Annotated in this window: 17 protein-coding genes; 8 read left to right on the forward strand and 9 right to left on the reverse strand. The window is 56.7% G+C overall.

Translation table 11 applies throughout. The annotated features are described in order from the left end of the window. Positions 1 to 11 precede the first annotated feature (11 nt). Genes aguB through P9H32_RS10055 form a run of 4 tightly spaced genes read left to right on the forward strand, consistent with a single transcriptional unit; the run spans position 12 to position 3,406 of the window. Positions 12 to 899, forward strand: a complete 888-nt coding sequence (gene aguB / locus P9H32_RS10040) for an N-carbamoylputrescine amidase (RefSeq protein WP_322608766.1) — start codon at positions 12 to 14, stop codon at positions 897 to 899. Positions 900 to 925: 26 nt separating this feature from the next. After that, a complete protein-coding gene (locus tag P9H32_RS10045; protein WP_322608767.1) occupies positions 926 to 2,347 on the forward strand; it encodes an aminotransferase class III-fold pyridoxal phosphate-dependent enzyme in 1,422 nt (473 codons plus the stop codon). Next, positions 2,344 to 2,787, forward strand: coding sequence for a GNAT family N-acetyltransferase (locus P9H32_RS10050; RefSeq protein ID WP_322608768.1), 444 nt, complete (start codon positions 2,344 to 2,346; stop codon positions 2,785 to 2,787). Before P9H32_RS10045 ends, P9H32_RS10050 begins: the two co-directional genes overlap by 4 nt. Positions 2,788 to 2,794: 7 nt before the next feature. Next, the gene (locus tag P9H32_RS10055) at positions 2,795 to 3,406 is read left to right on the forward strand and encodes a TetR family transcriptional regulator (protein WP_322608769.1); all 612 of its coding nucleotides are present in this window, start codon (positions 2,795 to 2,797) and stop codon (positions 3,404 to 3,406) included. Here P9H32_RS10055 and nspC read toward each other — a convergent pair. The 3 genes from nspC to P9H32_RS10070 are packed head-to-tail and all read right to left on the reverse strand — an operon-like array spanning position 3,393 to position 6,630. Further along, positions 3,393 to 4,508 carry a carboxynorspermidine decarboxylase gene (gene nspC, locus P9H32_RS10060; protein WP_322608770.1) on the reverse strand — a complete coding sequence of 372 codons (1,116 nt, stop codon included), beginning with the start codon at positions 4,506 to 4,508 and terminating at the stop codon, positions 3,393 to 3,395. The genes P9H32_RS10055 and nspC overlap by 14 nt on opposite strands. Then, positions 4,508 to 5,704: a saccharopine dehydrogenase family protein gene (locus tag P9H32_RS10065; protein ID WP_322608771.1), complete on the reverse strand. Its 1,197-nt coding sequence runs from the start codon at positions 5,702 to 5,704 to the stop codon at positions 4,508 to 4,510. The genes nspC and P9H32_RS10065 overlap by 1 nt, the downstream gene beginning before the upstream one ends. A 56-nt stretch (positions 5,705 to 5,760) precedes the next feature. After that, positions 5,761 to 6,630, reverse strand: a complete 870-nt coding sequence (locus P9H32_RS10070; RefSeq protein ID WP_322608772.1) for an AraC family transcriptional regulator — start codon at positions 6,628 to 6,630, stop codon at positions 5,761 to 5,763. 87 nt (positions 6,631 to 6,717) lie between these two features. Between P9H32_RS10070 and P9H32_RS10075 the strand changes: the two genes are divergently transcribed. After that, complete coding sequence (locus tag P9H32_RS10075; RefSeq protein ID WP_322608773.1) at positions 6,718 to 7,716, forward strand: fatty acid desaturase; 999 nt, start codon at positions 6,718 to 6,720, stop codon at positions 7,714 to 7,716. Here P9H32_RS10075 and P9H32_RS10080 read toward each other — a convergent pair. Both P9H32_RS10080 and P9H32_RS10085 read right to left on the reverse strand, forming a co-directional pair. Beyond that, positions 7,713 to 9,143, reverse strand: coding sequence for a PLP-dependent transferase (locus tag P9H32_RS10080; protein ID WP_322608774.1), 1,431 nt, complete (start codon positions 9,141 to 9,143; stop codon positions 7,713 to 7,715). The two genes, P9H32_RS10075 and P9H32_RS10080, sit on opposite strands and share 4 nt — an antisense overlap. 53 nt (positions 9,144 to 9,196) lie before the next feature. Continuing rightward, entirely contained in the window at positions 9,197 to 10,339 is a 1,143-nt protein-coding gene (locus P9H32_RS10085; RefSeq protein ID WP_322608775.1) for a trans-sulfuration enzyme family protein, read from the reverse strand. A gap of 148 nt (positions 10,340 to 10,487) precedes the next feature. Here P9H32_RS10085 and P9H32_RS10090 point away from each other — a divergent pair, with 148 nt between their 5' ends. Continuing rightward, complete coding sequence (locus P9H32_RS10090; protein WP_322608776.1) at positions 10,488 to 11,117, forward strand: hypothetical protein; 630 nt, start codon at positions 10,488 to 10,490, stop codon at positions 11,115 to 11,117. Here P9H32_RS10090 and speA read toward each other — a convergent pair. The 4 genes from speA to P9H32_RS10110 form a co-directional block, all read right to left on the reverse strand. Then, positions 11,102 to 12,961, reverse strand: a complete 1,860-nt coding sequence (gene speA, locus P9H32_RS10095; protein WP_322608777.1) for a biosynthetic arginine decarboxylase — start codon at positions 12,959 to 12,961, stop codon at positions 11,102 to 11,104. The two genes, P9H32_RS10090 and speA, sit on opposite strands and share 16 nt — an antisense overlap. Before the next feature lie 223 nt (positions 12,962 to 13,184). Beyond that, positions 13,185 to 15,935 (reverse strand): Hsp70 family protein, encoded by a 2,751-nt coding sequence (locus P9H32_RS10100; RefSeq protein WP_322608778.1) that lies wholly within the window; start codon positions 15,933 to 15,935, stop codon positions 13,185 to 13,187. A gap of 4 nt (positions 15,936 to 15,939) precedes the next feature. Further along, positions 15,940 to 17,673, reverse strand: a complete 1,734-nt coding sequence (locus tag P9H32_RS10105) for an Hsp70 family protein (protein ID WP_348534482.1) — start codon at positions 17,671 to 17,673, stop codon at positions 15,940 to 15,942. 80 nt (positions 17,674 to 17,753) lie between these two features. Beyond that, entirely contained in the window at positions 17,754 to 18,236 is a 483-nt protein-coding gene (locus tag P9H32_RS10110; protein WP_322608780.1) for a DUF2760 domain-containing protein, read from the reverse strand. 207 nt (positions 18,237 to 18,443) lie between these two features. On the opposite strand from P9H32_RS10110, the gene P9H32_RS10115 reads away from it, so the two are divergent. After that, positions 18,444 to 19,643, forward strand: coding sequence for a cofactor-independent phosphoglycerate mutase (locus P9H32_RS10115; protein ID WP_322608781.1), 1,200 nt, complete (start codon positions 18,444 to 18,446; stop codon positions 19,641 to 19,643). Between the two features lie 133 nt (positions 19,644 to 19,776). After that, positions 19,777 to 21,687 (forward strand): DEAD/DEAH box helicase, encoded by a 1,911-nt coding sequence (locus P9H32_RS10120; RefSeq protein WP_322608782.1) that lies wholly within the window; start codon positions 19,777 to 19,779, stop codon positions 21,685 to 21,687. The last annotated feature ends 85 nt before the right edge of the window (positions 21,688 to 21,772 follow it).

Below are 21,772 nucleotides of genomic sequence, written 5' to 3' on the forward strand. Positions count from 1 at the left end.
AGAATTTGAAAATGAGTAAAGTCACTGTAGCCGTAACCCAAATGACCTGCGGCGAAGATTTCGAAGCAAATATTGATAAAGCTGAAAAAATGGTGCGCGAGGCGGCGGCGCAGGGTGCGCAGATCATCCTGCTACAGGAGCTTTTTGAAGGGCCCTATTTTTGTAAACTTCAGAAATATGAATATTTTGCTGATGCCCACGAAGCCACGCTCGCGGACCTGTTTCTGGCTCGCTTTGCCGCGTTGGCCAAAGAGCTGAAGGTGGTCCTGCCTATCAGCTTTTTTGAGCGCGCCGGCAAAGCGACCTATAACTCGGTTGCGATGATGGATGCGGACGGAACGATGATGGGGGTCTATCGGAAAATCCATATTCCGCAGGGCCCGGGCTATGAAGAAAAATATTATTTTGCGCCGGGCGATCTCGGCTTTAAGGTGTGGGACACGGCGTACGGGAACGTCGGGGTTGCCATCTGCTGGGATCAGTGGTTTCCGGAAACCGCCCGCAATATGGCGCTCATGGGAGCCGATATCCTGTTTTTCCCGACGGCGCTTGGTTCCGAACCGCGGATGCCTGACTACGACTCGTCTGATCATTGGAGAAGAACGCAGATCGGTCATGCGGCGGCCAACCTGGTGCCGGTTTGTGCTTCCAATCGCATTGGAACGGAGCGTGATGAGGATATTGAAATGACCTTCTTCGGCCGTTCGTTCATTGCCGATGAAACCGGCGCGCTGGTCGTCGATGCTGATCGTGAGACCGAAGGGGTCTGGACCGCTGAATTTGATTTTGAAGCGATGCGCGATTTTCGCTCGGGCTGGGGATTCTTCAGGGATCGCCGACCACAGCATTACGGTCCGCTGTTAACGCATGACGGCGTGAACCGCGTTGCCGGAATTTAGCTGAGATGGAATCAAAAGAAATGAAGATGAATCCTGTAACAACAAATCCTCACGTGGATCCCGCGCTGGTTGAGCGCGCCCGCGAGATCATCGGCCGGGAGCTTGAGTTTTTCAGCGAACGGACTCCGCGTTCAGCCGAGTGGCTTGCCGATGCAGAACAATCGATGCCCGGCGGCGTGCCGATGGCATGGATGCGGTCGCTTTATCGGCATGCGCCGGTGGTGGCCGTCCGGGGCCGCGGTGCCGAGTTTGAGGATCTGGATGGAAATACCTATCTGGATTTCAATGCCTGTGATCTGGCCATGCCGGCCGGGTTTGCGCCGGAGCCGATTGTTCGTGCCATACAGAACCAGGCTTTGCTGGGAAATCATTTTCTGCTTCCGGTACCTGACTCAGTCGAAGTGTGCCGCTTGCTTCGCGAGCGGTTTGGTCTGCCGCAATGGCAATTCACGCTCTCGGCAAGCGGGGCCAACGCCGATGCGCTTCGTATTGCCCGTGTGGCTACCGGCCGTTCGACGATTCTGATTTTCGATGGCAAGTATCATGGGCATCTGGATCAGACCTTGTGGTCTCGTAACGAGCAGGGCGGCATGGATGCGGACCTGAGTGGTCTGGACCCCGCCAGTGCACAGGGCACCGATATGATTCCGTACAATGACCCCCAAGCGCTTCGGGACCGGCTTGCGCGCGGAGATGTTGCTGCGGTTATTATGGAGTCGGCACTGACCAACTGCGGACTGGTTAAGCCGACGCCTGAATTTGTCGAGGCGCTCAATACAGAAGTGCGGGCCGCCGGCGCAGTGTTCATCGTGGATGAAACGCATGTTCAGTTTGCGGTCCACGGCGGAGGAACCTCCTTCTTTAATATCGAACCGGATATCCTTACCGGCGGCAAGGGGATCGCCGGCGGTGTGCCGATCGGGGTATACGGCATGACGGACCGGATTGCAGCCGTACTCTGGGACCACCGCGACCATGACCCGGGCCTGGAAGAGGTCAACGACGCTCATGGGCTGGCTGTTGGCGGCACCCTCTACGGCAATGCCTTGTCCCTGGCCGCCGCCCGTGCTGGGCTCTCGGAGATTTTTACGCCTGAAGCAGGACAGCGGGTGGATGAGCTGGGGAAAAAACTGCAGCATGGACTGCAGGAGCAGGTGGATCGGGTTGGGCTTCCATGGAAAATAGATCGGCTGGGCGGCCGTATTCAATGGCGGCTTACGCCGGAGGAACCGAGTAATGGCGCCGAGAGTTTTGCGTCTCTTGTACTGGCCATCGCCGATGCGCGGAAAGTGTTTATGATCAACCGGGGCGTTTGGGACTCCATTGCCACAGCCGGACCATCCGTCTCCTATGCCATGGATGAGAGCGGTGTCGAAAGATACATCGCGCTGGCCGGAGAGTTTTTAAGCGAGCTTACCCGCGGCGTTTCAGGAGAAGGGCGAGAATGATGATCATACAGGCAACGACAGATCATATTCTGCATGCGGCAAAGCTGTTTGATTTATATCGGCAGTTTTATGACCAACCGAAAAATCCGGCGCTGGCGGAATCGTATATCCGTCAACGTATCGTAAATGATGAATCGGCGATTTTTTTGGCTTTTGAAGGTGGGGAGGCGGTTGGTTTTGTTCAGCTCTATCCCTCGTTTTGTTCGGTGGATGCGATCAAGATTCAGATTCTATACGACCTCTACGTAAAAGAAGCGTTTCGCGGAAACGGCATTGCCCGCTCGCTTATGAATAAAGCCAGAGCATATTCAAAAGCGAGCGGAGCAAAGCGGATTGATCTGTTGACCGGTGTTGAAAATAAGGCGGGCCAGGCGCTCTACGAAAAACTTGACTACTACCGGTCGCTGGACGATTTTATCGGTTATACCCTAAACTTGTGAAAAGAATATGAGACGTACAAAAGAAGACGCAGATAAGACACGGGCGGCGATCCTCAAAGCCGCCCTCAAGGTGTTTTATAAAAAAGGGGTCAGCCGTTCGACGCTGACAGATATCGGTCAGGCCGCCGGTGTGACGCGCGGTGCGGTCTACCACCATTTCAAAGATAAGGTCGATCTGTTTCTTCAACTCAGTGCTGAGATCACCAATTCGCGGCACTTCAATCCGGAAATCTGGAGCGATGACTCTGTTCAGACGTTGGACGACCTGCGCGAAGTGATCCTGGAACGGCTGCGCCTTTTCTTTGATGATCGTGACATGCATAAGTTCATGATGACGATGTTTTCGCGCATGGAATATATCGATGATTTCAAGGAGTTCTGGATCAACGCAAAAAAGGATCAGCAGCACTCAATCCAGTCTTTGGAAAAGGCGTTGATCCGGCTGAAAGACAACGGCGAGGTGCGTGCTGAAATCAGCCCCGCACATGCTGCGCGGCATATCTATATCTTTATCGACGGGATTTATGACTGCTGGAGCATCGATGAAAAGGAATTTCTGATCCGCGAGGAGCTCGAAGAAGCCGTTGATGAATTCCTGATGCTGTTTAAGCCAGTCTAGCGCGGTAGTCGGCATAGCCGAATTCGCGCAGGACCTCGATCCGGTCACCGCGCTGCACCGCGATGTCGGGGTGCTGAATGCCATTGAAGAAGGTGGTTTTCACCATGGAATAGTGGGCCATGTCGTTGAAGATCAGCCGGTCGCCGATCTGAAGCGGTTCGTCGAAGGAGTAGTCGCCGATGATATCGCCAGCGAGGCAGCTGAGCCCGGCCAGCTTATAGGTGTAGGGTTTGGCCCCGGGAAGCGCGGCATTTTCAATTTCGGGGCGGTAGGGCATTTCCAGCACGTCGGGCATATGGCAGGTGCAGGAGATGTCGAGGATCGCAATCGCGCCGTCGTTGTCGATGACATCCAGCACGGTGGTCACCAGTACGCCGGCATTCAGGGCGACGGCCTCGCCGGGTTCAAGAATGACCTGCACATCATATTGGGCTTTGAAGTCGTTGATCAGTTTGACGAGCAGGTCGATGTCGTAGTCGTCGCGCGTAATGTGGTGTCCACCGCCGAAATTGACCCATTCCATTTTCGGAAGCAGATCGCCGAACTGCTCTTCAACCGCTTTCAGCGTGGTTTCCAGGTCGTCGGCATTCTGCTCGCACAGGGTGTGAAAATGGAGGCCGGAAATGCCGGTCAGGTCCTGTTCTTTAAAATCCTTGCGGCGGATACCGAGGCGGGATTGGGGGGCGCAGGGATCGTAGATGGCATGGGCCGGGTCCTGCGTGGAGCATTCGGGGTTGATGCGTAAGCCGAACTTTATGTCTGAGTTGCCGGCGGTTCGGAAGCGATTAAGCTGATGAAATGAATTAAAGTCGATTTCATCGCAGAGCGTCAGCAGTTCTGCGAAATCGGCTTCGGAATAGGCGGCGGCGTAGGCGTGAACCTCTTTGCCGAATTCTTCGCGGCCGAGCCGCGCTTCCCACGGCGAGCTGGCGCATACGCCGTCGAGATAGTTTCCAATCATTGGAAACATCGGCCAGAGGGCAAAGCCTTTCAGGGCGAGCAGGATTTTGCAGTCCGTCTGTTGCTTTACGGAAACAAGGATCTCGCAGTTTTTTCGAACGAGATCCTCGTCCACGAGGAAGGCTGGCGTTTTAATATCCATCAATCGAGCTCAGCCACGGCACCCTCGATGACCTTCCAGGGCAGGCCGTATTTGTTGAGGTCATCCATGAACGGATCGGGGTCCATCTGCTCAATGTTAAAGACGCCGTCGCCGGTCCATTTATTCTCCAGCAGCATTTTTGCGCCGATCATGCAGGGCACGCCGGTGGTGTAGGAGATGGCCTGCGACTGCACTTCGGCATAGCATTCCTGATGGTCGCAGGTGTTGTAGATGGTGACGGTTTTGGACTGTCCGTTTTTGATGCCGCTAACCTGGCAGCCGATCCACGTTTTACCTTTGGTACGCGGGCCGAGCGAAGCGGGATCGGGGAGGAGGGTTTTGAGGAACTGCAGCGGAATGATTTTCTGCCCGTTGAATTCCACTTCGTCGATGCGGGTCATACCGACATTGCCGAGCACTTCGAGGTGTTTGAGGTAGGCATCGCCGAAGCTCATCCAGAAGCGTGCGCGTTTCAACCCTTTTATATGTTTTCCGAGCGACTCGAGTTCCTCGTGATACATCAGGTAGATATTCAGATTTCCGATTTCCTCCGGTACCTCGAAGGCGTGTTTCACGGAAAGCGGGTCGGTTTCGATCCATTCGCCGTTTTGCCAGTAGCGGCCCTTGGCGGTGACTTCGCGGATATTGATTTCCGGGTTGAAGTTGGTGGCGAAGGGATAACCATGGTCACCGGCGTTGCAGTCGATGATGTCGATAGTGTGGATTTCATCAAGATAGTGTTTCTGGATGTAAGTGCAGAAAACCGAGGTGACGCCGGGGTCGAATCCGGAACCGAGCAGGGCCATGAGACCGGCTTCTTTAAAACGGTCGTGATAGGCCCACTGCCATTTGTATTCAAACTTGGCCGTGTCTTCGGGTTCATAGTTTGCGGTATCGAGATAGTGCACGCCGGTTTCGAGACAGGCGTCCATAATGTGCAGATCCTGATAGGGAAGTGCCACGTTGATGACCAGCTCGGGACCGAAGCTTTTAATCAGTTCCACCAGTTCCGGCACGTTGTCGGCATCGACCTGCGCCGTCTGGATCGGGCGGTCCAGCTGTGCGGCAATGGCCTCGCATTTTGACTGCGTACGGCTCGCCAGCATGATTTCAGAAAACACCTCCGGAAGCGCGGCGCATTTGTGCACCACTACGCCACTGACTCCGCCCGCTCCGATGATCAAAACCTTTGACATATTCAACTCCTGTAAAATGATGACGCTACATACCTGCCGGTGCCGCGTTTTGCAAACTAATGTTTATACAGGCTGAGGTGGGTCAGTTTCCGCTCGCGGAATTCTGCCGGTGCAAGCGTGCTGACCTGTTTGAAAACCCGGCTGAAATAAGCGCGGTTGGGGAATCCGGTGAGTTCGGCAATCTGGTCGATGGAGAGATCGGAATGTTCGAGCAGATGTCCTGCGCGGCTGATGCGGATCTGGTTGACGTAACGGGCCGGCGAGGTGTGCAGGTATTTGCTGAAAAGGCGGCACAGGGTTTCGATGCTGATGCCGGCGTTTGCGGCGAGCAGTTCGTTCGGCAATTTGTCCGCCATATGTTCATTGATGTAACGAATCACAGTCTGGAGTCTTCCGGGCAGCGGCGGAGCCCAGTTGATGTCGCGGTGGCTGATGCAGAGGTGGATGAGGGCCAGGCTGCGGTGAAAAATACGGTTTGTGCCGGAAGTGCCCTCGGCAATTTCTTCGGCAAGATTGTGAATCAGCTGTAACTGGAGGTCGGTCGGTTTGAGGATGACCGGAATCTGCTGTTGGGCGGTGAGGCGTTTTCCCAACGAAAAATGGAGCCACAGGTTGCGGGTGGGTTGCTCGCCGATGCAGTGAAACAGGACATGATCCGGAATAAGCAGTACCCGGTCGGGTTTCAGGTCATAGATCCGGTTTTCGAGCTGGATGTGATGACCGGGGTCGAAGTTGTAATAGAGCCGCCAGAATGGACTGAGTACATTGGGAAAGTTCCAGTTGGTATTGCCCGGAATATAGCCGGCTTCATGCAGCGTCGGCAGTTCCGAAGAGGCTGTGATGCCGCGCGGCTCGAATTCAATTCCCTTGCCGGAGTACGGGTTTTCGTAGGCGCCGAAATTTAATTTTTTGACAGAATCAGACATAAGTATGCACCGAGCGGATATAGCCGGATTTCAGGATCGGTGTAAACGTATTTCCTTATTGAGATCACGTTTAAACAGGAGGCGGTTATGCCTGAGCTCGTTGAAGAAAAAGTTTGCTGGTATCGCAGTCCCATTGATAAAGCGCTGCGGAAAAAACTGATGGAGCGGAGTGATGCCAAGGGGTTGATTCATGTTGTTTCGCTGATTCTGCTGTCACTGTCGACCGGATTCGGGGTCTGGTATTCGGCACATCATTTTCACTGGAGCCTTACACTGCTGGCCCTGTTTGTTCATGGCACCTGCTTCACGTTTCTGGGTGAGCATGCCGGAATTCATGAACTGTCGCACGGCACTGTGTTTAAAACGAAAGTGCTGAATGAATTTTTCCTGAAACTGATCGGTTTTTTTACCTGGAAGAATATTCATGTATACCGCGCCAGCCACACGCGGCACCACATGGCCACCGTGCACTGCAAGCAGGATCTTGAGGTTCCGCTTCCTTATAAAGTCACGCTGCGGCAATGGATTGGGTATTACACGTTTGACGTTGACCGTTTTCTCGGCACCAACTGGCAGATTATCCGCAATGCCTTCGGTGTATTGAGCGGAGATTGGGAAAACTATCTGTTTCCCGAAGGTTCCAAAGATCGGAAAAAAGTTTTCGCCTATGCCCGCATCGTCCTCATGGGGCACCTGCTGATTGTGGCTGGAATCATCTATTTGCAGGACTGGATTCTGCTGTTGCTTTTCACGTTCCCGACCTATGCCACCTGGCTGGCCTGGCTGGTGACGATTCCGCAGCATGCGGGGCTGCAGCCCGATACGCCGGATTTCCGTTTGTGCTGCCGTTCGGTCAAGGTTGATCCGTTCACGCTCTTTCTGCACTGGAATATGGACTACCACGTGGAGCACCATATGTTTGCCGGGGTGCCGTTCTATAATCTGCCGAAACTGCGTGAAGCGATTAAAGACGATCTTCCGCCGATGCGCCCGTTTTTCGAAACCTGGAAAGAGATCCGGCATACGCTGAAAAAGCAGAAAACGGATCCGGCCTATTGTTATATTCCGGAGATTCCAAAGGGCTAGGGCAGTGCCCGTTCGAGGCGCGCAATCAAATCCTCCGGCTCCTCAATGCCGATGGAAATGCGGATGAGCCAGCGCGATGCACCTGCTTTTTCGGCCCATTCGAGTTCATCGTAGTGGGCAATCAGCACAAAGGGACAGCAGAGGCTGAAGCTGGTTCCCAGGTTCGGACCTTTGGTGATTTCGAGGCGGTCATAGACCGCTTCGGTGTACTTTTCAGGTTCTTTCAGAACGAAAGAAAGCAGTCCGCCGTAACCGCCGTCGGGGCGGCGGAACTGATCGTAGGTTTCCCGGTCGGTCAGCGACGGATAAAAAACTGAATCCACCGCCGGATGCCGGTGCAGATATTCGCTGAGCGCCTGCGCGTTGCGATTCGTCTTTTCCACCCGTTCGCGAAAATCGCGGGAATCTTTTTCCAGCTGAATAACATCGGCACCGTAGAATGCTTCCGGTTCATAGATGGTACGCAGTTCCCGGCGAAGGGTCTGATAAAAATCCGAATCTTCGTTCAGGATCAAGGCGCCGCCCATGACATCGCTGGTGCCGGAGAAAAATTTGGTCAGGCTGATGGCGGAGATATCGGAGGCGGGCAGGGTATTCTGGTTGATGCAGGCACCGAGGGTTTCATCGATGATGACGGGAAAACGGAATTGATCCGCCAGTTCTCGCAATTTTCCGAGGTCGACGCAGGTCAGCAGCGGGTTGGAGGGAAACTCGCAGAAAAGTCCGCTAATGCTTGATTCGGAGAGGTCCTTTTCCAGCTGTTCGAGATCGGCGGCATCGCCCCTGTTGTAAAACAGGGCGCGGTGCGGGTTGAACTTTTCCTGGAGTTTCAGCGTATCGCCATAGGGAAAGGCAAACTGCGCGGTCGGGGCATCGAGCCGGTTTTTCCGCACGGCAATATAGGCCGCGTGAATGGCCGCCATGCCCGAAGGAAACAGATAAATATCTTCCGCTTTCGCACCGGAAAATTCAGCGATGCGCTTTTTAATGATTTCCGCTTCGGCGTCGGCGTCCGGTGCCGGAATGCCGTTGAGCAGGGCTTCGGCGCAGCGCGACGAAATGCCTTCGCCGGCGTGCTGCCAATAGGCTTTGGCCAGAGCGGCCAGTTTTTTCGGAAAAGCGATCAGGTGGACCGCCGATCCGTCCGTTTTACGAATACTGATTTCAGCACTCGGATCATTGACCCAGAGATAGGCTGCGCAACGTTCCGCGGCATCGCGCGTCGTGTAGAGCTGGGCACATTCGTCGCTCCGTTTGCTGAATTTATGAACGGCGGCCTCGACCAGGGGATGATAAAAAAAACGCGGATAGCCGAGATGCAGCTTTTCCATGGTCTTCGGATTTTTTTCTTCGTAACCGATCACATCCTGCCAGCGGGGCAGGCACATGGCAACGGCATGCGGGGTGTTGGGAATGGGTTTTCCCAAATCTTCGGCCCGGCAAAGCGGAGTTTTTCGTAAGGTTTCCTGCGGCATGGGTTTTAAAGGTTTTTAAGTGCAGTTTGGATATCTTCAATCAGGTCGTCGGCATCTTCGATGCCCACGGAAAAGCGGACGAGGCCATCGGTGATGCCGACCGCTTCGCGTTCGGCTTTCGGGATCGAGGCATGGGTCATCGATGCCGGATGGCAGATCAGGGATTCAATGCCGCCGAGGCTTTCCGCCAGTGAAAACAGATTGAGATTGGAGATCAGTTTCACGACCTGTTCGAACGGGAGGTTGAAGATGGCGGTGACGATGCCGCTGCCGCCGCGCATCTGTTTTCTGGCGAGTTCATACTGTGGATGTGACGGATGAAACGGATAGCGCACGGCGTCGGTTTCTTCCAGAGATTGGAGAAAATCGGTGATTTTCAGCGCATTTTCCTGGTGCTGCTTCATGCGTACGGCAAGGGTTTTCAGGCCGCGCGAAATGAGCCAGCAGTCGAACGGTGACGGATTCAGGCCGACGGCTTTCTGGGCGAAGATCATCTTTTCGTTCCAGTCTTCGGAATTGGTGCAGACCACGCCGCCGAGGCAGTCGGAGTGCCCGTTGATGTATTTCGTGGTGCTCGACAGGCTGATGTCCGCCCCGAGGGCCAGCGGATTCTGGAAAAAGGGCGAGGCAAAAGTATTGTCGACGAGCAGCTCTGTGCCGGCTTCGTGTGCGGCGTTGGCAACGGCTTCGATATCGATGATTTTCAACATGGGGTTGGTCGGCGATTCGATCCAGACCAGCGCCGGTTTCTGTTTTCCGATCTCCGGATAGTTGGCGGGGTCGGAGAGATCGACATAGGAAATGGTGATGCCGAATTTTTTAAAGACCTGGTCGTAGATGCGGTAGGTGCATCCGTAGATGTTTTCTTCCGCCACGATGTGGTCACCGGAGGAGAGGGTGGAGATGACGGCGTTGACGGCGGCCATACCGCTACCGAAAACGGTGGCATATTCCGCCTGTTCCAGATGGGCCAGTGTGGCGCCGAGACGGTCGAAGGCCGGGTTGCCCGAGCGCGTGTAGTCATAGCCGCGGGTCTTTCCCGGTTCGAGCTGGGCGAAAGTGGAGGTCAGATAGACGGGCGGAATGACGGCTCCGGTCTCGCGGTCCGGCTCCTGGCCGATATGTATGGCTGCGGTGTCAAATTTCATAATCCTATTAATCCGGTCATGTTTTCAGGGTTCGGAAGCTACTGGTCTTGCGTCTTTTCGTCAAACCCGCCTTTAAGAAAAGGAAGTGTGAGGTAGAGGTTGTCGGTAGGATGTGATTTGTGAGAAAAGGATCGAAAGGAAATTCATTATGAAATCATACCTGTATATCTGGATTGGTCTGTTGGCCGGAGCTGTCGGTGCTGTAATTCTTTCAGAATTGGTCGGCTCGGGGATTCATGGGAAAATGATGAATGAAGGGGGTTGGGTGGAAACTGCTTCGTGGATTTCCTATTTTGTTGCCGCCTTTTTCATTTTTCTGAAGATGTTGCGTTCGCCCAACCGCTGGAGCATGTTGGCCGGGACCATGCTGCTCGGGATGCGTGAGCTGGATTTTGATAAGCGCTTTACCACGATGGGCATTTTCAAGAGTCGCTTCTATTCCAGTTCCGACGTGCCGATTCTGGAAAAACTCATTGCGCTGGTGATTACGGCGGTGATTATTGCCGCTCTGTTTGTTCTGGTTAAAAATCATTTGAAACCTTTTATCCAGAAGGTGAAGGCCCGATCGGGGGCATCGTGCACTGTGCTGCTGGCGGGCGGCCTGTTGTTTTTTGCCAAATCCATCGACGGGCTATCCCGCAAACTTGAACCGTTCGGGATTGAACCGTCCGATGCCGTCAACCGCATCGCCGGTTCGGTTGAAGAGTGTTTTGAACTGACGGGCGCGCTGTTGGTTGTCGTGGCGGCCGTGGGCGCTTATCTTCACCGTTCAAAGTAGGTGTAGCCCCGCATACCGCTTTCAAAGGCATCCATAATGCGGCGGCGCTCTTTGGCGGTGATGGCCTCGGTGCGGACGGCGGTTTCGGCGAGCTTGCGAATGCGGCGGATCATATTTTTCGGATCATATTCCACGTAGGAGAGCACATCGGCCACGGAGTCGCCTTCGAGTTCGCGGGAATAGTTCAGGTGTCCTTCGCGGTCGACTTCCACGGTGATGACGTTGGTGTCGCCGAGCAGGTTGTGCAGATCGCCAAGGGTTTCCTGATAGGCGCCGACGAGGAAGACGCCCAGATAATATTCTTCGGCCGTTAAATTATGAAGCGGCAGGGAGTTGCGCGTCGTGTGCTGTCCGACGAAACGGTCGATTTTTCCATCGCAGTCGCAGGTGATATCGGCCAGCACAACCTCGCGGGTCGGTTTTTCTTCGAGCCGGTGAATCGGCATCACGGGAAAGAGCTGATCGATCGCCCAGACATCGGGCAGGGACTGGAAGAGGCTGAAATTGCCGTAGTAGATATCAGCCAGCATGGCCGGCAGCTGACGCAGCTCGTTCGGAATGTATTCCATCTCTTCGGTCAGCTTGGCCACCCGGGTGACGATATGCCAGAAAATGGTGCCGGCCATTGCGCGGTCGCGCAGGGTCATGGCGCCGCGTTTGAAGCGTTCGTGAATTTCGTCGCGGTAATAAAAGGCGTCGTGAAAACACTCCTGGGCATTACGCAGGTTGACGACTTTGACCACGGCCATCAGGTTGTGCAGCAGCTCGTGGGCGTTATCGGGGAGCTCGGTGGGCAGGTTGCTGATCTCGAAACGGCTCTCATCGAGAATGTTGAAGAGCAGAACTGAATAATAGGCCACGGTCGCCCGCCCGGATTCCGTGACGATGTCGGGGTGGGGCACGTCGGTTTCAGCCAGCGTGCTGACGAGGTTTTCCACAATCGCCACGCAGTATTCATCGAGATTATAATTCCGGCTGGTTTCCGAGTCGCCCTGCGAGCCGTCATAATCAACCGCCAGGCCGCCGCCGAGGTCCAGAATGCCCATGGGCGCCCCTTCTTTGACCAGGCCGATATACACCCGGCAGGCTTCCACCACGGCTTCGCGGATATCGCGGATGTTGGGAATCTGGGATCCGACGTGATAGTGGAGCAGCTGCAGGCAGTCGAGCATGCCGGCTTCCTTCAGGCGGTCGACAACATCGCATACCTGCGACGGGTTAAGGCCGAAAACGCTGCGCTCGCCGCCGGAGTGGTTCCAATGTCCGGAAGCCTGGGTGGAGAGTTTCAGGCGGACGCCGATTTTCGGCGGTATATCCAGGATCTTTGATCGATCGATAATCAATTCAAGTTCCGAGGGGGTTTCCACCACGAAAATGCATTGGAGCCCCATTTTGCAGGCGTAGAGGCCGAGGTCGACAAACTCCTCGTCTTTGTAGCCGTTGCAGATGAGGTAGGCCTCGGGATCGTGCATGTAGGAGAGGGCCGCGATCAGTTCCGGTTTGCTGCCGGCTTCGAGGCCGTGATGGTAGCGGGCACCGAATGCCGTGATTTCTTCAAGCACCTGCTGCTGCTGGTTGACCTTGATCGGGTAGACGCCGCGGTAGTTCCCCCGGTATTCAAATTCGCTGATGGCCCGGCCGAAGCCTTCGTGCAGGAGTTTGATGCGGGAGTCGAGGATGTCGGAAAAACGCAGCAGAACCGGCATATCCAATCCGCGATCGACGAGACCGTCCACGATATGGCGCAGCGAAACGCCGGTGCCGTTACCGTGCGGGTGCACAATGACCTCGCCGGCATCGGATACGCTGAAGTAATCCGCTCCCCAGTTGTTGATGCCGTACATATCCGCCGACTGCGCGGGTGACCATGCTGTAGAATTCGTTTTCAAGTGGGTCGATATAGGGAGGTTTCCAATGTTTGGAAAGTCATTTATGTAAAATTGTAGATGCTGCATTCTGCTGCGCCGTGAAGATCGGGCTTTTATCGCAGGAAGGTGTTGCGCAGTGTTAAGCGGCTCCTCAGCAAAACCAGGATCAGAAAATACGTTGTAGGCTCGGGTATTCCGGTCAGCCTGCCAGGTGCAGTCCGGGGGGGAGGGCTTCGCCGAAAGCGCGGTCCTGTTCTTCGGAATCGAGCAGACCGCCGGTTTCGACGAGCTTTTGCAGTCGGTTCGGCACCTGGTTGGTCTGCATCCACTGCAGGGCTTTTCGGCGTGCGTCATCGGAAAGGTCGCGATAACGGTCATCGGTTTTTCGCGCGAGATGCATCAGGGCAAAGGCGCACTCCTTGGTGGATCCGTTGAGCTGCATCAGCCGTTCCGCCCATTGTTCCGCCGTGTCGGCCGGGACGACGGTATTGAGCGGACCGTAGCTCGGGACCCGGGCGCCGATGCGGCCGAGTGCCCAGACAGCCGCACCGTTGGAGATGCGGGTCCCTTTTCGTTCGAGCCAGATCAGCAGCAGTTCACCCAGTTGTTCTTTTCTGGCGACCTGCAGGCGTTCGAGCGATCCGAGCAGTCGCCAGACTTCGGCGCTCTCGTGATCGCCGAACTGAAATCCGGTGGGCTTGCCGGTTTTCTTTACGCCCGGGTTACGGATCCGCGAATTCCATTGTTTGATCAACGGATTGGCCAGTTCGAGCTGCTGGTTCTCGGTCAGACCGCCGGCGATGCGCCGCCAGAGAATCCACCATTCGGCACGGCACATTTCATTCCGCAGATGTTCCACGCCCGCCTGCTTGATGCGCCAGACGTTGGCCACCCGCCAGTCATCGGCGGCAAAGCCGTAGCCCGGCCGCAGAGCATAGCCCGCCAGATTCAGCCAGCGTGCTTCGAGTTCCGGGGCGGCTTTGCGGCAGTCGCCCAGCAGCAGTGTCTCTTCGAGCCAGCGCCGCAGCAGAGCCGGCGGCCATTCACTGCGGTCGAGGCCGGTGTTTTCTTCCAGTTTTTTGAAGAGCCCTTTGGAGGCCTCCTTCTGGCCGGCATGCAGCATTGCGCGGATCACGCCGATGCTCGAGGCGGCCATGGATTCGTCCATCACACCGGCCCGGTTGGCGGTATCCTCTTCGACTGCCCGATCGGTCTGGGTGGCGGCGCGGGCATCGAACTGCAACTGCCACGAGCGGTTGCCGCCCTGTTCCTCCAGCCAGACTTCAATGGTGCCGATGGCTGTAAGTTTGGCGAGCAGCTGAACGTTGACCTGATCGGCGGTTTTCTTTTTTCCGGAGTTGATGACGGTTTTAATCGACGGCATCGGGCGCATCGTTTCTTCATCGATCGGCAGCAGATCTCCCGGGCGGTCCGTGGTGCGGGTGCCGGAGGTGAAGAGCGAAAATTCCACCGGCTGGCGGATATACAGCCGGAAGGTGCGGTCGGTCAGCGGGACGGTTTCGCCCTCTTCGAGTCCGGCCGGCAGCAGGCAGATGGCCGAAGGTTCGCCGCGGTCCTGTCCGACGCCAAGATAGTAGGTGCGCGCGAGGCCGCCGGTGATGCGTGTGCCCTGACCCCGGCGGATGCGTCCGTATTCGGCCGCTCCGCAGGCCACGGCCAGATTCAGGCGGTCGGCCTGCAGCACCTGCGGTTTCCAGTCGAGCGCTTTTTCCAGCACGTCCAGCAGGCGGCGGCGCAGTCCGGCCGATTCAAAAAAGCCGCCGTTAAACAGAATGTAGTCGGGGCGCACGTTGCCGTGTTCCGCGAGAAAGGCCGTCAGGTAGCGGGTGATGCCGGCGTCGGGTGCGTAGGGCAAGCCGAATTCCTGAAAGCCGGACTGGCGAACGTCGGGGCGGTCGCCCGCCGCAACTTCGGGCAGGAAGCCGTCGATCAGCAGCTGCGCCACTTCATCGCGTTCCAGCTCCACCTGCCGGCTGTCGCCGACCACGCTGCGTCCGCGGGCGGGCAGCTGAATGGTATAATTTTCCGGTGCGTCTGCTCCGAGCAGGGCTTCTTTGGCCTGTTGGCAGCGACGGACCAGAATACTCCAGACCGCCGGCGCCAGTTTGCTGCCGCCTAGTTTTTTCTCGACGTGATACGCCAGCGCCAGATCGAGATTGTCGCCGCCGAGCAGCAGGTGTTCGCCGACGGCGACGCGGCGATAGGTGAGCGGGGCATCTTTGCTTGCTTCCGTTTCAATAAGCGTCAGGTCGGTGGTGCCGCCGCCGATATCGCAGACGAGAATAGACTGTCCCGCCTCCATGCCGGAGGTTTTCCGGTGTTTGCGCATCCAGGCATAAAATGCGGCCTGCGGTTCTTCGAGCAGGCAAAGGCGCGGAAGTCCTGCTGCGCGGGCGGCATCGACGGTCAGTTCGCGCGCCACTTCGTCGAACGAGGCCGGTACGGTCAGCACCAGATCCTGTTCCGCCAGCGGGGCTTCCGGGTGGGCATGATCCCATGCACGGCGGATGTGTTCGAGGTAGCGCCGACTCGCTTCGCCGGGGGACAGTTTGTTTACGTCCGGTGCGCCGTGCCACGGCAGCAATTCGGCTTTGCGGTCAACGCCGCTGTGGCTCAGCCACGATTTGGCGGAAACGGCCAGACGGCCGGGGACGGCGGCACCATGCTCGCGCGCCAGTATGCCGACCACGGGCGCATGGCTGCTCCACGGCAGCGCTGTGGCTTCGGCTTCGAATTCGCCCTGGGCCGGTTCGTAGTGAAATGACGGCAGCGATTCGCGTGCTTCAACCGTTCCCGGCGCCACCAGTTGCGGTACCGCAAAGGGGGCGACGGCAAAGTTTTTCTGCTGCATGTCGATATAAGCGACGGCCGAATTGGTGGTTCCCAAATCGATCCCTACGACATACCGGGCTTCTATGTCGGGATTCATCGGATTAATCTTCACGGACGCTGAATTCGAGTTTCCAACGGTGGTCGGTGAGGGTGCTGACGCACCAGAGCTCGAAGATGCCGAGCTCGGTGACGCGCGATTCGAAGCGGACGGGAATATAGCCGTCTTCAATGCCTTCGGCCGCCGGAAGTTCCGCTTCGAGTGAGTCGGTTTCCTGCAGTTCTTCTTCGGTCCACGAGGCGAGCAGATCGCCGGGTTTGTCGTCCTTGCGTACAGCCGAACTGAGCACGCGGAAGTGGGCCGGCTCGCCGGTGACGAGGCCGAACTCTTCTCCGGGCACCTGAATTTCAGTGCCTTCCTCCATGCCGGCGGGTACGACGCAGAAGGCGTTGAGCGGGCGCGGTGCGCCGGGGATGGCAAGGCCGGCGGTTTCGATTCCGAGATAGTAGGCACGGGCGGTGCCGCCGCGGATGCGCAGGCCGCCGCTATGTTTGGCGGCGGCATAAAATGCACCGCCGGTTGCGACGGCGTGGTCGAGGTCTTCGTTGCCGTCGAGCAGCTGCGGCGCTTCGCCGAACCAGCGGCCCATCAGTTCCATCAGACGGTTTTTGAAGAGGTCCGATTTAAAGACGCCGCCGTTGAAGAGTACGTGCGTCGGGCGGACGGATACGCCGTCTTCAGCGTGCATGCCGAGGAAGGCTGCGAGGTGGCGGGTGATGGCGGTGTCGTGCTCGTAGGGAAGCCCCAGTTCACGGAAGCCGGAGAGGCGCGCACGCTGCGGGCGGTCTTCCAGTCCGCAGACCGGAAAGAAACCTTCGAGCAGTGCGCTGGAAATCTGCTGCTTGTCGAGGTCGACGGAAATATTGCCGCCGATCACTTTGCGGCCGCGGCCAAGGACGGTGACGGGATGCGTCTGGGCACCGTCGGCCGAGAGCAGGTCTTCTTTGGCCTGGCGGCAGGCATGCCACAGGGCGGTCGACTGCCAGGCGTCCACGTTAACGCCTTTTTCAGCAAAGGCCTGCTGGGCAATGTGGGCGGTGAGCAGGTCCATGTTGTCGCCGCCTACGAGAATGTGGTTGCCGACGGCAACGCGGCGCAGGACGAGTTCACCGTCTTCGTCCTCTACGCGAACGAGGGTGAAGTCGGTGGTACCGCCGCCGACATCGCAGACGAGCAGCGTGTCATCTTTGCTGAGCTGCTTGCGCCAGGCATCGCCGATTTGCGCGAGCCAGGCGTAGACGGCCGACTGGGGTTCTTCGAGCAGGATGTAATGATCGGGGAGTCCGGCGTCTTTAGCCGCCTGACTGGTCAGCTCGCGGGCGGAGGCATCGAACGATGCAGGTACGGTGAGCACGACCTGCTGTTCGGCGAAGGGGGCATCGGGAAAGCGGGAGTTCCAGGCATTGGAAAGATGCTGAAGGTAGCGCTTTGAGGCTTCGACCGGAGAGCACTTTTCAACGTCTTCGGGGGCGCCCCACGGCAGGATGGCATCGTGGCGGTCGACGCGGCTGTGGCAGAGCCACGATTTGGCGGCGGCGACGGTACGGCCGGGCTGTTCGGCGGCGCGGCGGCGGGCCTGTTCGCCGACGTTCCAGCTGCCGTCGGTGTCGATATGCATGAAAGAGGGCAGGGTGGTACGCGCTTCTTCGGTGGCTTCGTCGACGAGCTGCGTGATGGGCAGACACTGCACCGGGGCATTGTCGGTTTCGAGGCTGCGATAGGCGAGCGCCGAGTTGGTGGTGCCCAGGTCGATTCCAATGGCATATTTTGAATTCATATAATTCCTCCTCCGCAGATGCGGATTCGATGAATGAAAAGGGGGCAATAAAGACCCTGATAAGGGGGTTCAGGGAGCGTTTAGAGTTCGATTTCGGCGGGAGCGATGATTCTGGCGGCATCGTCGGAGCCCTGCCAGACGGGCAGGTCGAGTTTGGAGGCGGTCCAGCCCGGATGCATCAGTTCCCCGGAATAGGGGGCTTCGCCGGAAACGTTGCCGGTCAGTTTGATGGCCGCGGCATCGAATCCGGCGGGGACCGTGATCTTTGTGCCTTCGTCTTCGGTGCGCAGCGGCTGGAGCGCAAAGACGCGTTCCAGCACTTTGCGGCTGTCGGCCTGAATATCGCGCACGGCGGCCGCGACCTGCTGGTCGGAATAGCCGTCGAGCGGCTCCATCAGAAAGTCAACGAGCCGCGCTTCGCGCTGCAGAGCGGCCAGTAATGTAAGGGCTTCGCTGCGCGGCGGCTTGGCGGCGGGAGTTTCCTGTTTTTCGGCTGCCATTGCAGGCGCACCGGATTTCAGGGTTGAGAAAAAGGCTTTGAAGGCCAGTCCCAGTTTGTTCATTTTAAAGTCTCCGGAAAAAATTATAATTCAGGGGCGCTTCGTGCGCCGGGAAGCCGTCAACGTATGCAATCCTTTGGTAAAGTAAAGCGCAACCGTGCGCTTTGTGTACAAAGCGATAGGCAGGTGGAGGCAAATAGATGCGGTATGGAATTGCCTTTTGAAGGGTTTTCGGCGAAATTCCCGCGCAATTATGTGGAGATTTTCTCGATGAAGTATGTGTTTTTATGTGGCGACGGGATGGGTGACTATCCGGTTGAGGCGCTGGGTAATAAAACCCCGTTGCAGGCGGCAAACTGTCCGACGATTCGGAAATTTGCGGCTTTGGGCGAAACGCGTATGGTTCAAACGGTTCCGGACGGTCTGCCGCCTGGAAGCGATGTCGCCAACATGGCCTTGCTTGGATATGATGCGTCCCTGAATTATACGGGGCGTGCGCCGATCGAGGCTGCCGGTGCGGATCTTCCCATGAACCCGACGGATGTGGCATTTCGCTGCAACCTGGTCACAGTGACCGAAGACGGGATCATGGATGATTATTCCGCCGGACACATTACGACAGAGGAGGCGCATGCTCTCGTGCATTCGCTTCAGGAAGCACTCGGAACGGACGGACTGACCTTTCATCCGGGTGTGCAGTACCGCCATATTCTCGTTTGGAATCATGGCCCTGCGGAGTGCCATTGCGAGCCTCCGCATGAATTCACCGATAAGCCGGTTGCTGAAAATCTGCCGGCGGGAAATCGGGAGGATGAGATCCGCGATTTAATGGAAAAATCGAAAGCAGTGTTTGCGGATCATCCGGTAAATCAGAAGCGTATTGCGGAAGGCAAAAAGCCCGCAACGCAGATCTGGCTGTGGGGGCAGGGAAATGCCATGCAGCTGGAAACGTACAAGGCCCTTTACGGTCTCGGCGGCGGTGTAATCTCCGCCGTTGACCTGTTGAAGGGCATTGCAAAACTGGCCGGTTTGGAAGCACCCGATGTTGAAGGTGCGACCGGCTTCCTGGATACCAACTATCAGGGCAAAATCGACGCGGCGTTTGAGATTCTTGAGCGGGAGGACTTTGTCTACGTTCATATCGAGGCGCCCGACGAGTGCGGTCATATGGGTGACGCAGAAAAGAAAACCTTCGCCATCGAAGAGTTCGACGCAAAAGTATGTGCGCCGGTTTTCCAATGGTTGGAAAGCCGCGGCGAAGACTACACCCTGGTGCTGTGCACCGATCACCGCACACCGGTGGCCCTCAAAGGGCATACCTCCGAGCCCGTTCCCATGACGGTCGTGAAAGGACCGGTGGGGAACATTGAAAAGCAGGCCCCGTTTGACGAAGAGGTCAACGGAGGAAATGCACAGGGCATGGCCTGCCTTTGGATACAGGATATATTGAAAAATGCATCATCCGACTGATGATGGAAGAATGGATTTTGGACTACAGGATTTAAGCTGGATCAGGAAGAACAACAGGCAACCCATTTCAAAGCAAGACATACGGATCCAGTAATCCATTCTTCCAGCCCTTCGGATGCGAAAGGACTGGAAATTGAGCTTACTCAAAAAAATCGCTTCCGTGTTCGGTAAGAAAGACGAACCGACCGGGAATAAAGCAAAGAAACAGCAGGAAACATCGTCTAACGCTAAACAGAAGAAAAAACAGCCTGAACCCGGTACCGTTGAATGGCGTCCCGGTCAGAAGCCCGTAAAAGGAAAAGGCGAGGGCGGTGAGGGAGGTAAGGCCCCGCGCAAACGCAAGAACCAGGGCCCCAAGGGTGGACCGAAAGGCGGCAAACCGCAGGGGCAGAAAAAACCGCGTCCGCAGAAAAAAGAAATTCCTCCGTTCGAGATGTCGGACGAGGAAAGGGCGCGGATGAAGGAATTTCGTCCGGAAGAGGATGACCGCCGGATTGCGTACGAAAAACGGCTGAAACAACGCTGGGCTGAAAAGCACGGAGGAAGGCCGGAGCGTCCGCCGCGTAAAAAACGCGAGCCGCGCGGTGATGGAGAAAGAAAACCGCGTCGCGAAGAGGGTGAACGGAAGCCGCGTGAGCGTAAACCGCGCGAAGATCGCCAGGCGGCAACTGCTGCCACCGAGCGCAAACCAGTGAAAGAAGTGCCTTGGGATCCGGCAAGTTTTAATGTTGAACCGGCTGAAGGGAAAATCCGTTTCCAGGATCTGGATCTGCATCCGAAACTGATGCAGAGCATTCATGCACTGGGCTGGGAATATGCGACACCGATTCAGGGTGAGATTCTGCCGGGCACGCTGAAAGGCAAAGATATGGCCGGCCGGGCACAGACCGGTACCGGTAAAACAGCCGCGTTCCTGATTTCGATCATCAACCACTGCCTGAACAATCCGCTCGAAAAGCACAGTGCGGCGAGTCCGCGTGCATTGATTATTGCGCCGACCCGGGAGCTGGCGATGCAGATCGGTGAAGATTCTGCAGGCCTGAACCGGTTTACCGGCCTGCGCACCGTCGTACTCTACGGCGGGATGGATTACAATAAACAGCAGCGCGACCTCGAAGACGGCCTCGTTGATATTGTGGTGGCTACGCCGGGCCGACTGCTCGATTTCGAGAACAAAAATGTGGTTAGTATCCGCCATGCGGAAATTATGGTGATTGATGAAGCCGACCGAATGCTCGACATGGGCTTTATTCCGGACGTGCGCCGGATTATCTATAAGACTCCGCCAAAAGAGAAGCGCCAGACCGTGCTGTTCAGCGCAACCCTTTCTGACGACGTCATGCGCCTGGCTGCTGCCTGGATGGTGGACCCGGAGCGGATTGATATTGAGCCGGAGCAGGTGGCTGTTGATACCGTGGAGCAAAAGGTCTTTATTGTAACTGATGATCAGAAATTCACACTGCTCTACAATATTATCAAGAATGATAATCCTGACCGGATCATTATCTTCACCAATCGCCGTGATCAGGCTGAGCGTCTTTCCGAGGATCTCGACCGCTACGGACACAAATGCGAAATGCTCTCCGGTGCCGTAACCCAGAAAAAGCGGATGCGCATTCTGGAAGATTTCAAGGCCGGAAAAGTCAAAGTACTGGTGGCTACCGATGTTGCGGGCCGCGGGATCCACGTTGACGGTTTGAGCCATGTGGTGAACTTCAATATTCCGGAGAATCCGGACGACTATGTGCATCGTATCGGCCGTACCGGCCGCGCCGGTTCCACCGGTCAGTCGATCACGTTCGCCTGTGAAATGGAATCATTTGAGCTGCCGAAGATTGAGGAACTGCTGGGCATGGATCTGCCGTGCAAAATGCCTTCTGAGGCACTGCTGGCAGAGCTTCCGGCCGCACCGCCGCGCAAGCCGCGGGCGCGCCGCCCGCAGCAGGGTGGGCAGCGTGGAGGCCGTCGGCCGCAGGGGGGACATCACCGGCCCGGCCAGAAGCGTTCAGGCGGCGGGAGCGGACATCGGGTGCCGCGCGATTAACCGGTAGCCAGATTGTTTCTTGTTGTAGAAACTTAAGACCCTTCGCTCATGCGGAGGGTTTTTTGTTTTCGGTGGGATCTCCGTA

Source organism: Pontiella agarivorans (assembly GCF_034531395.1).
Classification (GTDB): Bacteria; Verrucomicrobiota; Kiritimatiellia; order Kiritimatiellales; family Pontiellaceae; genus Pontiella; species Pontiella agarivorans.

Excerpts from the sequence above, each read along its gene's own strand:
- P9H32_RS10075 (WP_322608773.1), top strand. The coding sequence starts at position 6,718 with ATGCCTGAGCTCGTTGAAGAAAAAGTTTGCTGGTATCGCAGTCCCATT.
- P9H32_RS10110 (WP_322608780.1), bottom strand. The coding sequence starts at position 18,236 with ATGAACAAACTGGGACTGGCCTTCAAAGCCTTTTTCTCAACCCTGAAA.
- P9H32_RS10055 (WP_322608769.1), top strand. The coding sequence starts at position 2,795 with ATGAGACGTACAAAAGAAGACGCAGATAAGACACGGGCGGCGATCCTC.
- P9H32_RS10085 (WP_322608775.1), bottom strand. The coding sequence starts at position 10,339 with ATGAAATTTGACACCGCAGCCATACATATCGGCCAGGAGCCGGACCGC.
- P9H32_RS10070 (WP_322608772.1), bottom strand. The coding sequence starts at position 6,630 with ATGTCTGATTCTGTCAAAAAATTAAATTTCGGCGCCTACGAAAACCCG.
- P9H32_RS10050 (WP_322608768.1), top strand. The coding sequence starts at position 2,344 with ATGATGATCATACAGGCAACGACAGATCATATTCTGCATGCGGCAAAG.
- speA (WP_322608777.1), bottom strand. The coding sequence starts at position 12,961 with ATGTACGGCATCAACAACTGGGGAGCGGATTACTTCAGCGTATCCGAT.
- P9H32_RS10045 (WP_322608767.1), top strand. The coding sequence starts at position 926 with ATGAATCCTGTAACAACAAATCCTCACGTGGATCCCGCGCTGGTTGAG.
- P9H32_RS10100 (WP_322608778.1), bottom strand. The coding sequence starts at position 15,935 with ATGAATCCCGACATAGAAGCCCGGTATGTCGTAGGGATCGATTTGGGA.
- P9H32_RS10105 (WP_348534482.1), bottom strand. The coding sequence starts at position 17,673 with ATGAATTCAAAATATGCCATTGGAATCGACCTGGGCACCACCAACTCG.
- aguB (WP_322608766.1), top strand. The coding sequence starts at position 12 with ATGAGTAAAGTCACTGTAGCCGTAACCCAAATGACCTGCGGCGAAGAT.
- P9H32_RS10115 (WP_322608781.1), top strand. The coding sequence starts at position 18,444 with ATGAAGTATGTGTTTTTATGTGGCGACGGGATGGGTGACTATCCGGTT.
- P9H32_RS10065 (WP_322608771.1), bottom strand. The coding sequence starts at position 5,704 with ATGTCAAAGGTTTTGATCATCGGAGCGGGCGGAGTCAGTGGCGTAGTG.
- nspC (WP_322608770.1), bottom strand. The coding sequence starts at position 4,508 with ATGGATATTAAAACGCCAGCCTTCCTCGTGGACGAGGATCTCGTTCGA.
- P9H32_RS10090 (WP_322608776.1), top strand. The coding sequence starts at position 10,488 with ATGAAATCATACCTGTATATCTGGATTGGTCTGTTGGCCGGAGCTGTC.